The 10,296-nt window shown below is 60.3% G+C and carries 8 protein-coding genes and 4 pseudogenes; 9 read left to right on the forward strand and 3 right to left on the reverse strand.

Going from position 1 to position 10,296, the window contains the following annotated elements; all coding sequences use genetic code 11:
• The coding region (locus NKJ94_RS36205; RefSeq protein ID WP_352532423.1) for a hypothetical protein at positions 1 to 194 on the reverse strand (194 nt) is incomplete at its 3' end.
• A 454-nt stretch (positions 195 to 648) separates the two neighbouring features.
• Here NKJ94_RS36205 and NKJ94_RS36210 point away from each other — a divergent pair.
• A pseudogene (locus NKJ94_RS36210) lies at positions 649 to 1,588 on the forward strand (IS5 family transposase).
• A gap of 200 nt (positions 1,589 to 1,788) precedes the next feature.
• Here the strand turns inward: NKJ94_RS36210 and NKJ94_RS36215 are convergent.
• Positions 1,789 to 2,760, reverse strand: coding sequence for a LysR substrate-binding domain-containing protein (locus NKJ94_RS36215; protein WP_352457357.1), 972 nt, complete (start codon positions 2,758 to 2,760; stop codon positions 1,789 to 1,791).
• Positions 2,761 to 2,882: 122 nt separating this feature from the next.
• Here NKJ94_RS36215 and NKJ94_RS36220 point away from each other — a divergent pair, with 122 nt between their 5' ends.
• From NKJ94_RS36220 to NKJ94_RS36255, 7 genes and pseudogenes are all read left to right on the forward strand, one after another.
• On the forward strand, positions 2,883 to 3,350 hold the full coding sequence (locus NKJ94_RS36220; RefSeq protein WP_352532425.1) for an ATP-binding cassette domain-containing protein: 468 nt from the start codon (positions 2,883 to 2,885) through the stop codon (positions 3,348 to 3,350).
• A gap of 86 nt (positions 3,351 to 3,436) precedes the next feature.
• A pseudogene (locus NKJ94_RS36225) lies at positions 3,437 to 4,121 on the forward strand (amidohydrolase family protein); the annotation flags it as partial.
• 35 nt (positions 4,122 to 4,156) lie between these two features.
• Positions 4,157 to 4,909, forward strand: coding sequence for an SDR family NAD(P)-dependent oxidoreductase (locus NKJ94_RS36230; protein WP_352532427.1), 753 nt, complete (start codon positions 4,157 to 4,159; stop codon positions 4,907 to 4,909).
• A gap of 19 nt (positions 4,910 to 4,928) precedes the next feature.
• A complete protein-coding gene (locus tag NKJ94_RS36235) occupies positions 4,929 to 5,768 on the forward strand; it encodes a transketolase (protein WP_352453734.1) in 840 nt (279 codons plus the stop codon).
• Positions 5,765 to 6,787 carry a transketolase family protein gene (locus NKJ94_RS36240; protein WP_502904252.1) on the forward strand — a complete coding sequence of 341 codons (1,023 nt, stop codon included), beginning with the start codon at positions 5,765 to 5,767 and terminating at the stop codon, positions 6,785 to 6,787. The genes NKJ94_RS36235 and NKJ94_RS36240 overlap by 4 nt, the downstream gene beginning before the upstream one ends.
• 105 nt (positions 6,788 to 6,892) lie before the next feature.
• A pseudogene (locus tag NKJ94_RS36245) lies at positions 6,893 to 7,178 on the forward strand (transposase); the annotation flags it as partial.
• 490 nt (positions 7,179 to 7,668) lie between these two features.
• Positions 7,669 to 8,025: a hypothetical protein gene (locus NKJ94_RS36255; protein ID WP_352532429.1), complete on the forward strand. Its 357-nt coding sequence runs from the start codon at positions 7,669 to 7,671 to the stop codon at positions 8,023 to 8,025.
• Positions 8,026 to 8,162: 137 nt separating this feature from the next.
• On the opposite strand, the gene NKJ94_RS36260 is transcribed toward NKJ94_RS36255, so the two are convergent.
• Positions 8,163 to 9,131 (reverse strand): glycosyltransferase family 10 domain-containing protein, encoded by a 969-nt coding sequence (locus NKJ94_RS36260; RefSeq protein WP_352493678.1) that lies wholly within the window; start codon positions 9,129 to 9,131, stop codon positions 8,163 to 8,165.
• A gap of 609 nt (positions 9,132 to 9,740) precedes the next feature.
• On the opposite strand from NKJ94_RS36260, the pseudogene NKJ94_RS36265 reads away from it, so the two are divergent.
• Positions 9,741 to 10,296: pseudogene (locus tag NKJ94_RS36265) on the forward strand (tyrosine-type recombinase/integrase); the annotation flags it as partial.

Here is a 10,296-nt window from a genome sequence, read left to right on the forward strand (position 1 = left end):
CGGCCGAGATGACGCGAAAGTATCAGCGCCGGCGCGATCGTTTCCGCGTCAATCTCACCAAGGCGTCCGGGCTCTGATGCCCCCGTTTTGTCCGCTGGGATGAGGCGGTCAGATCTCAGGCGATAACATACCTCATCGAGCACAGCGAGCGCTGTATCCAGACTATCGGCGGCCGACGCTTCGTAGTCAGGCATGATCATCAACTGCGTTATGGCACGGCCCACAAGAGGGCATCGCGATAAAAGTACGCCAAACAACGCTAAGGGAGAACAAAACGGTGATCTGATTTCGTTCAACGCTCGTTTTCGAGAGCCGTTCTGGGTCGTTCGCAATCAACTGTGTAGGCCAGCGGAGCGAACAAGGAGCGCCAGATCCGGACAGGGCTGAGTGGGGTGTTTTTCCGGAAGGTGGGGCCATGCCCTAAGGGACACGAGATGTAGTGGACTCGTCGATCCGCGCGGTTTCGATTCGCGCACCCCGGGCACAACGCTGGGATAAGTCCCATCAGATGCTCTCCGGTGGCCGTCATCTGTTTAGCTGACATTGGGCCGAGGGCTTCCAGCACGAGCCACATGGCGGGGGTATCGGCCGTGACCATGGTGCGCCGCCCCTGCCGTCAATGCCAGCCGCCGTCACCGAGTCGCGAAGATGAAATTCAAGGTGACAAACTGGCCGGAATACGAGGCGGGCCTTCGGCGGCGCGGCAGTCTGACGCTGTGGTTGACAGAAGAAGCCTTGGCCAGGTGGCATGCGCCGCGAAGAACGACCCGCGGCGGCCAGCCCCGCTATTCCGATCTCGCCATCGAGGCGGTCTTGACACTGGGATGCGTCTTCGGGCTTCGTCTGCGCCAGAGCGAGGAATTGGCGACCTCGCTGCTCGATCTGATGGGGCTTGATCTACCGGTTCCCGATCACACGACGCTAAGCCGCCGGGCGCAGATATGGGAACCATCGGCCAAGCGGCAGCGGCATCCCGAGGACGGTCCGCTGCATGTGCTGATCGATAGCACCGGATTTGAAAGTCTACGGCGCCGGCCAATGGCTGGAAGACAAGCACGGTGCCAGATCACGCCGGACCTGGCGCAAGCTGCATTTGGTTCTCAATGCCGACAGCGGCGAGATCATCGCCCATTGTCTGACCGACCAGGACGGCGACGATCCCTCGCAGGTGAAGCCGCTGCTCGACCGGATCGACGCAGAGATCGACCAATTCACGGCCGACGGAGCATATGATGGCGGTCCCACCTACTGCGCGGTGCTGCAACACAGCGTCACCGCAAGGATAGTCATCCCGCCACGTTCAACGGCCGTGGAGAGTGATGACACCGGACCACCCGGTCAAAGGGACGGTCACATCACGGCGATCGCCAATGATGGAAGGCTGAATTGGCAGGCGTCCACCGGCTATGGCAAGCGCGCCCTGATCGAGACCGCCGTCGGGCGCTACAAGGGGCTGATCGGACGTCGCCTGCGAGCCCGCTCCTTTTCGGCTCAGCAGACCGAGGTCGCCATCGGCTGCGTCGTTCTCAACCGCATGACGGCGTGCGCACGCCCGGAGTCCGTTCGCTGCCCGGCAAGGCCGACATAGCAGGCGGCATCAAAGAGCTGATTGTGCCTAATGCCACATTTGTCCACCAACGCCTTGTGGCGCGGGCAGCCGCAGGCACAGGCTACGCGGAAAATGAAAAGCGGGCCAACCCATTCGCTTGCACACAGCCTGCGTTTTGCCAGCTTCAACCGCAACGTGCTGTCAATCTTCGTCTTGCCATGTCTTGAACGCCGAACTGTTCACGCCATTGGCGCCGCTTTGTCATCCCGTGCCCCGAAATGAGGCCGTCGTTCGAACGATATGCGCAGTTGCTTATCCGCCAGAAACCGGCGAGCCAGATCGGTGTCGCGCTTACCCACGCGTGACACCCAGTCCGAAAACAGGCGAACCGCGCGCCGGTTCATATGCCGCGAAGGACAGACCAGCCAGTATCCCGGAAACTCGATGACCTCGAACTCTATCGAGACCGGAACCAGAGAACCCGACACCAGGTCCTCGAATGCGATGGATGTGCTTTCCAGGACCACACCTGCACCGTCCTTCGCCAGTTGAACCGACATTGACGAACGGTCGAAACGATAGGGATACGTCATGCGGGCGCCCTGGATACCGTTGCACGGCAGCCAATAATCCCACCGGAAATAGGCCTTCACACTGTCGATCAACCGCGCATGGCGAAGCTGCTCGCGCGGATCCGGTGAGATCGCGCGCAGTTCGGCAAGATAGGAAGGCGAGCACATCGGCAGGATCAGATCGTTGACGACGCAATCCGAATAAAGGCCGGCCCAGCCGCCGTCGCCATAACGAAGATCGAGATCGATGACCTCCGTTTCGAAATCCGAGAAATTGGGCGTGGCGTCGACGCGCAAATTCCAGCTCGGATAGCCCTTGCTGAACTCGGCCAACCGCGGCGCCAGCCATTTCTCGCCGAAGGAAGGACTGACGCGCAGGCTAAGCTGGAAGCTTTCGCGCTGCCGCACAATGGCATTACGCACCTCGCGTATGGATTCGAAAGCCTGGGTCGTGGTCTGGAAGAGCCGCTCACCGTCGATCGTGAGCGAGAGATGGCGCTTTTCGCGCTGAAAAAGCCGCACCCCGAGTTGGTGTTCGAGCAGCCGCAGCTGCTGGCTAACCGCCGAAGGTGTCACCTGCAATTCCTGAGCGGCCTTTGCCACGCCGCCGAGCCGCGCGACTGCCTCGAAATGCGTCATCGAATTGAACTTGATGTCTGACCTCGTCCTCGTCAGTTAAGCTCAGCTACACAGAATGTTAAGAAACGAAAATTGAGCCGAATGTCAATCGGTCGCACAGTGGTCCCGGAAGGAGATACAGGATGGAGCCGAGTTCAACCCAAAGCTTGGGTATCGCCGGCAACGTGCGGGGAGTTGGACAGGTATTGACCAGGAAGCCCCTGATCGAAGCTGCCAATATCGAGAAGAGTTATGACGCAACCCGTGTCCTGCGGGGTGTGAGTTTTCAGGTCCGGGCCGACGAAATCCACGCGCTCCTGGGCGGCAACGGCGCCGGCAAAAGCACTCTCATCCGCATCGTCACAGGGCTGACCTCACGCGAAGCCGGCGAGATTGGCTTCGCCTCGTCGAAGGCCGACCACAACAGCCCGATCATCGCGGTGGTGCATCAGGAGCTGGCGCTGTTGCCCGAGCTGTCCGGTCGCGGAAAACATCGGCATTGTGCATGCGAGGTCGGGCTGGTGGCAGATCAGCCGTCGCCGCACGCGCGAAACTGCGCTCGGAGCGCTCCAGCTGATCGACCCAGCGATCGGCGAAGCGATCATCGATAATGCCGGCACGCAAATTGTCCCTCCACGAAGGCCAGATCGTCCAGATCGCTCGTGCCCTTTCCACCGGAGCCGAAGTGCTGCTTCTCGATCCCGGCGATCCGGTTGGGGAAACGCGCTGGCTGCAGGAGATCGCCAACAAGCGAGGCTTTGCACATCGTCGGCTATGCCGACCTGTCCCAACCCGACGTCGGCGACCTCCTCGACCGCCACATGGAATATCCGAACTTCCGCGGCATGCGGCAGCCGATGAATTATCATCCCGACCCCACCAAGACCTATCTGGCGCGGCCGGAGGTCAGTCGTACGCCCGAATGGCGGCGCGGCTTCCGGGAGCTGGCGAAGCGCGGGCTGAGCTTCGACCCGCAGCTCTACTATCCGCAGATGAGCGAGTTCCTCGAACTGGCGCGCGACTTTCCCGACGTGCAGATCATTCTCAATCACACCGGCATGCAGGTCGACGGCGCCGAGCATTTTGGCGCCTGGAAAAAAGGCATGCACCAGTTAGCGCAAGCGCCGAACGTCGCCTGGATCTCGGGCCTCGGCATGGGCGACTGGACTTGGACCACGTTCTCGATCCGTCCTTATGTCGAGGAGGCGATCGCAGCCTTCGGCGTCGGCCGCTCGATGTTCGCGACGAACTTCCCCGTCGACAAGCTGTTCTCGAGCTTCGACGCCATTTTGAACGCCTTCAAGGAAATTACGATCGCCCACCCGCACGAGGAGCGGCTCGCGCTGTTCCATGACAACGCCGCCCGGTTCTACCGACTTTAGATCACCGGCAAACAGAAATAGCAGGAGAGTTCGACTTGTTGCTGAAGGGCAAGGCCGTGGTGATTTCGGGGGCCGCGGGCCCCCGGGGAATTGGCCGCTCCACGGCAGCGCTGATGGTACAGCACGGGGCTCGCGTTGCAATACTCGACCTCGATGACGGGCAAGCGCGTGACGCCGCTGCGTCGCTTGGACCCCACCATATCGGCCTTGCGTGCAACGTCGCGGACCTCGACGCCTGCAAGAGGGCGGCGGCGCAAGTGACAGAAACCTTGGGCAGGATCGATGTGCTCTGCAACAATGCGGGCGTCACGCAGCCGGTCAAGACGCTGGAGATCAGCGCGGCTGACTGGGACCGCATCCTCGATGTCAACCTACGCGGCGTGCTCCATCTCAGCCAGGCATTCATCCCGAACATGCGCGAAAATGGCGGCGGCTCGATCATCTGCATGTCGTCAGTTTCGGCCCAGCGCGGCGGCGGCATCTTCGGTGGCCCGCACTATTCGGCTGCCAAGGCGGGTGTTCTGGGGCTTGCCAAGGCCATGGCGCGCGAATTCGGTCCCGAAGGCATCCGCGTCAACTGCATCACACCGGGCCTGATCCAGACCGACATCACCGGCGGCAAACTGACCAACGCCATGCGCGCCGACATCATCAAGGGAATCCCGCTCAGCCGGCTGGGCGAGGCGCGCGACGTAGCCGGCGCCTATCTCTTCCTGGCTTCCGATCTGGCCAGCTACATCACCGGCGCCGTGATCGATGTCAACGGTGGGATGCTAATCCATGGCTGAGTGGACAACGGAGCTTGAGATGCCTCGCGCTGGCAGCAATGTCAGCCTGGCCGAACGAGCCTATCGTATCCGCCGACACGCCGTGCGGATGGGTCAAGTCCAGGGCCAAGGTTATGTCGGACAGGCGCTGGGTGTCGCCGACGTGCTTGCCGTCGCCTATTTCCATGCGCTTCGTTACCGGCCGGAGGACACGTTGTGGGAGGGACGCGACCGCTTCCTGCTGTCGATCGGACACTATGCGATCGCGCTCTACGCGGCTCTGATCGAAGCGGGCGTGCTGCCGGAGGAAGAGCTCGAAACCTATGGCAGCGATGAAAGCCGTATGCCGATGTCCGGCATGGCGCCATACACGCCCGGCATGGAGATCACCGGCGGCTCGCTCGGTCACGGCCTTGGCATTGCCGTTGGCATGTGCATGGGGCTGACGCGCAAGCGAAGCGACAGTTTCGTCTACAATCTTTTGTCCGACGGCGAGCTCGGTGAGGGCTCGACCTGGGAAGCCGCGATGTCGGCCGCCCACCACAAGCTCGACAATCTCATTGCCATTGTCGACTTCAACAATCAGCAGGCCGATGGTCCGTCGACGGCCATGCTCTCCTCCGAACCGGTGACCGACAAGTTCGAGGCGTTCGGCTGGCATGCGCAGCGCGTCGACGGCAACGACATCGAGGCGGTCCGCAAGGCCTTCGACATGGCGCGCGGCCTGAAGGAACCTCGTCCGCGTGTGATCGTTTGCGATACGCGCATGGCCAAGGGTGTGCCATTCCTGGAAACCCGCGACATCACGCATTTCATCCGCGTCGAACCGCACGAATGGACGTTAGCGCTCGAAGCTTTGGAAAAGGGACGTCCGCGTTGAGGTTGTCAAAGTTCGCGCCGCGCCACGCCGCCAATGCCGGTGAGCGCAAGACCACATCGGCGATGATCGCGTCGATCGCGCCCGATGGCGTACCGACACGCAATGCGCCGTTCGGGCACACACTGGCCAGACTGGCGCACCAGCGGCCCGGGATAGTTGGCCTGACGGCGGACCTCGCGAAATACACCGATCTCCATGTCTTCGCACAGGAGCATCCGGACCGCTTCTATCAGATGGGCATGGCGGAGCAGGTGCTGATGAGCGCCGCCGCCGGCTTGGCGCGGGAGGGTTTTACGCCCTTCGCCACCACCTACGCCGTCTTCGCATCGCGACGTGCCTACGATTTCATCTGCATGGCGATCGCCGAGGAGAAACTCAATGTGAAGATCGTCTGCGCCTTACCGGGGCTGACGACCGGCTACGGCCCCAGCCACCAGGCGACGGAGGACATCGCGATCTTCCGCGGGATGCCGAACCTGACGATCATCGACCCTTGCGACGCGCTCGACATCGAACAGGCCACGGAGGCGATCGCGGACTACAACGGGCCGGTCTACATGCGGCTTTCGCGCGGTAAGGTTCCTGTCGTGCTCGACAAAGACGACTATACATTTGAAATCGGCAAGGCGCGAATGCTGCGCGAGGGCGCGGACGTATTGTTCATTTCCAGCGGCCTGATGACCATGCGCGCGCTGGAGGCCGCGAAGGCGCTTGAAGCCGACAGGATCGGCTGCGCCGTTCTGCACGTTCCGACGATCAAACCTCTGGATACGGAGGCGATACTCGCTGCCGCGCGCCGTTCGGGACGGCTGGTGGTGGCGGCGGAGAACCACACCATCATTGGTGGCCTTGGCGAAGGCGTTGCCGCGCTGCTGATGCGCGAGAGAGTGACCCCAGTCTTTCGCCAGATCGCCCTGCCCGACGAGTTCCTCGACGCTGGCGCGCTGCCGACGCTTCACGATCGCTACGGGATCTCAACTTCCGAGCTCGTGCGCCGCGTCCGCATTTGGAGCGAATGAGAAGTAAGAGCTCTCCCCACACAACAGTTGAGTCATCGACCTTGACCTTGCCCTCTTATCTAATCCGGTTTGAAGTTCGTTCTGGCCCATCGAGAGGACCAGGACATGAAACGTAGCCGCTTCTCTGAAGAGCAGATCATCGGAATTTTGAAGGACATGAGGCCGGGGTATCGGTTGCCGATCTGTGCCGCAAGCACGGGGTCAGCGACGCCTCGATTTTCAACTGGAAGGCCCGCTTCGGCGGGATGGATGTCTCCGAGGCTCGGCGACTGAAGGCTCTGGAGGACGAGAACACGCGGCTGAAGCGGCTTCTGGCCGACGCCATGCTCGACAATGCCGCGTTGAAGGATCTTGTGGGAAAGAAATGGTGACGCCCGCGGCCAAGCGGAAACCTTTCCAGCGACCAGATCGATCAACTTCAACGCCGACTGCAACGGACCAGGCGATCAAGGAAAGGTGCATCATGAAGCATTCGCGGAGCCGACAATAGCCGACCATTCTCGACCGGATCATCCACAACGCCCATCGCATCACCCTCGAAGGCGACAGCATGAGAAAGCAAAAAACACCGCCGCCCTTGACCGGCGCCGAAAACGGCGAAATCAATCGCAAATGACTTCAACCAGGCAACCGAGCGCCGACCCCATCCTGCTGTCCGCGAATTAGTGAAACTGCTGTCCGCGATTTAGCGGAACGACTGTCCCGTTTTTGCGAAATGCGCACGTCCGACGCAGCTTGCGTTGACAGAGGCGGTTTTACGCGCAGTTGCAATAGCACTTCCGCCGGCCTATTTTTGTGGAGTTCATTGTGGTTCGGCCAAGGGCGCTTTGGGCGCCGGACCGGCCCCGTGTAAACCTCATTAAAGAGAGACGAACCCTGCCATGGAAGAATTCTTATCGCGCATCGCCACTGGTGCCGGCATCGACCCGGCTCTCGCAGAGAAGGCCGTTGGGTTAATGCTGGGTTTCCTGCAACGCCACGCGGCCGACGGTCCCGTTGCGCGCATGATCGCGGCCATTCCCGGAGCTTCGGAATTAGTGGCGAAGTATCATGGCAACGACCCAGAGGGCGGAGGCGGCCTCATGGGGCTCGGCCAGCAATTGATGAGTGAGGGTCTCAGCATTCTAAAGATCGCCGCCATCGCCAACGAGACGATCGCCTTCGCCAAGGAACATGCCGGCGACGAACTCGTGGACGAGGTCCTCAATTCCGTTCCTGGCCTTCCCCAGTTCGTCTGATCAGCGGCAGCCGGGGCGCATGACCTCGTGCGCCCGTGCCGGCCCGTCTGCGCAGGTAGGCATTCTCCGCCGAGCGCTCCGTACCGATCTCGCCAGACCACCAACCGCCGGGCACGCGAAGCGAGCGTTGGAGTACTTCATTCGTCTCTCCCAAAATCGACCGCAGGCGAACCGATGTGTATAACTTCCGGCGGTAAGGGTTTATCGTGAACGCTTTCGATGAAGCCCGCGAGATAAGCAAACGTATTGTATTTCTCAAGAACCAACCGCTTCGCCTCTTGTATTGCGCCGCGACGCTCCTTCCAGAGGTCCGAGTCGATGATTTCTTGAATTTTTTGGATTACGTTCTTGTCCTCTGGGTCAATCAGAACCATTGAGTCGGAAGGGAAGAACCTCGTGATTGCCGGGCTGCCGTAATAGATCGGCATTGTTTCAGCAACGAAGCAGTCCATAAGCTTCTCTGTAAAATAGTAATCAGCACGAGTATTCTCGAAAGCTATACTGTAACGGTACGGTGCGAGTGCGTCCCATTTATCTCCAATCAGCCGAAAACCTCGGCCGAACAGGTCAAAATCGAGCTCCTCTCTTAGCCGTTCCAGAAACGCCAGCCGATATCGATGCCCTTTAAGCAGGGCGATGTTACTGGTAATCCATGAGAGCCGAAGCGGCTTGTCCACGACTTCGCTGACCAGAAGTTGGTCATATGTCTTTGTTACAGACCAAGACCGAGTGATAGGTGGAGACAAAACGAATCGGCGCTCTGCATTCTGCCGAGCAGCCAGCTCTGCGTCAGACGTCAGGACGATGGTATTTTTCCCCTGCCCTTCATGAAATGCGCGATGAGCTTTCGTCGGCGGTTCGCCGATTGCAAAAATTGTCCTGTTTGGACTCGCCTCGATATCAACAGGGAGCCCAAAAATAGAAGCAGAGTTAAAGACAATATGCCAATCGGGCGCGAAGGATGTCCTGCGTACAAAAGCGACATTGTTCCAGATTCCACTGCCCTTTGGAGTGAGATGGTGGATTGCATCATCCAAAACGCCCCAAGAATCCAGACATGTAGCAACAATGGGCGCCGGACGTTCCGTCAACAATTTGGTCGACAAAGCAGTTCCACCCCATTCACTTCCGTTGGACCGGGAGCAACTCGTGCATCGGGCGCAAGACCTCTCTGCGCCTGAAACAGCTCGCGATCCTGATCGGTATCAAACACACGATTTTCTGTGCGACTTCGCGATTCTGTGCGACTTCGCGCCATTCGACAACTCATCTCTAAGACCGCGGGAATCCCTTCACTCGTGAAGGTACTCAATCGCCATTTCGGATTGCGGTAAGATTGGGCAGCATAAACCTTCCGGGACCCGCTGTCGAGGCAATTGTCGCTTTGCACCTAACCAGGTTCTTCCTCACTTTGTGTGGTGATCAGGCCGGTTGAGTGGCAGCATGCGTGCCCTCCAAATATGGAAGTTGACTACATTCTTATTATTAATCGGGATATACGACCAGTTTAGAGGCGGCTCGCCTCTCACAGGCGACGTTTGCAGCGGCGACGGCAGATCGAGATATTGGCGGGTTGATGCCGGGGCTTTGTCCGAAATCTGTGGTCCGATTTCGGACGAAGTGACGGTCAAGATGTCCGAAATATGCTACGAATTTCGGACAAGCTTCACACACAAAGCGCCGCGGCTTTGCCCGACATCATCGATATCATGCAGATGGGCGATGCCGACCTAGCCTCGTCCCCTCCCCTTCCAGCCATTGCCAATCCCAGCCTGCCTGCGCAGCTTGAGGCGCTCGCCGGCCGCGCGCGCGATTATATCGAGGCGGCGAGTTCGGCCAACACGCGCCGCGCCTACGCAGCCGACTGGAAGCATTTTTCGAGCTGGTGCCGGCGCCAAGGCATCGAGATGTTCCCGCCCGATCCTGAGGTCGTCGGGCTCTATATCGCCGCCTGCGCGTCAGGTACGGCCACTGGCGACAAAAAGCCCAACACCGTTTCAACCATCGAGCGCCGGCTTTCGTCGCTCTCCTGGAATTTTGCCCAGCGCGGCCAGCCGCTGGACCGCAAGGACCGGCATATCGCCACGGTGATGGCTGGCGTTCGCAACACCCACGCCTCCCCTCCCCGGCAGAAGGAAGCGATCCTGCCCGAGGATCTGATCGCATGTTCGAGACCCTCGACCGCGGCACGCTGCGTGGTCTGCGCGACCGCGCCATGCTGCTTTTGGGTTTCGCCGGCGGCCTTCGCCGATCCGAAATCGTCGGCCTCGA

Origin of the sequence: Mesorhizobium sp. M0060, from assembly GCF_040323155.1 — a bacterium.
Classification (GTDB): Bacteria; Pseudomonadota; Alphaproteobacteria; order Rhizobiales; family Rhizobiaceae; genus Mesorhizobium.

What these genes read in the sequence shown, in the direction of transcription:
- NKJ94_RS36215 (WP_352457357.1), bottom strand. Translation starts at nt 2,760, where the DNA reads ATGACGCATTTCGAGGCAGTCGCGCGGCTCGGCGGCGTGGCAAAGGCC.
- NKJ94_RS36220 (WP_352532425.1), top strand. Translation starts at nt 2,883, where the DNA reads ATGGAGCCGAGTTCAACCCAAAGCTTGGGTATCGCCGGCAACGTGCGG.
- NKJ94_RS36235 (WP_352453734.1), top strand. Translation starts at nt 4,929, where the DNA reads ATGCCTCGCGCTGGCAGCAATGTCAGCCTGGCCGAACGAGCCTATCGT.
- NKJ94_RS36255 (WP_352532429.1), top strand. Translation starts at nt 7,669, where the DNA reads ATGGAAGAATTCTTATCGCGCATCGCCACTGGTGCCGGCATCGACCCG.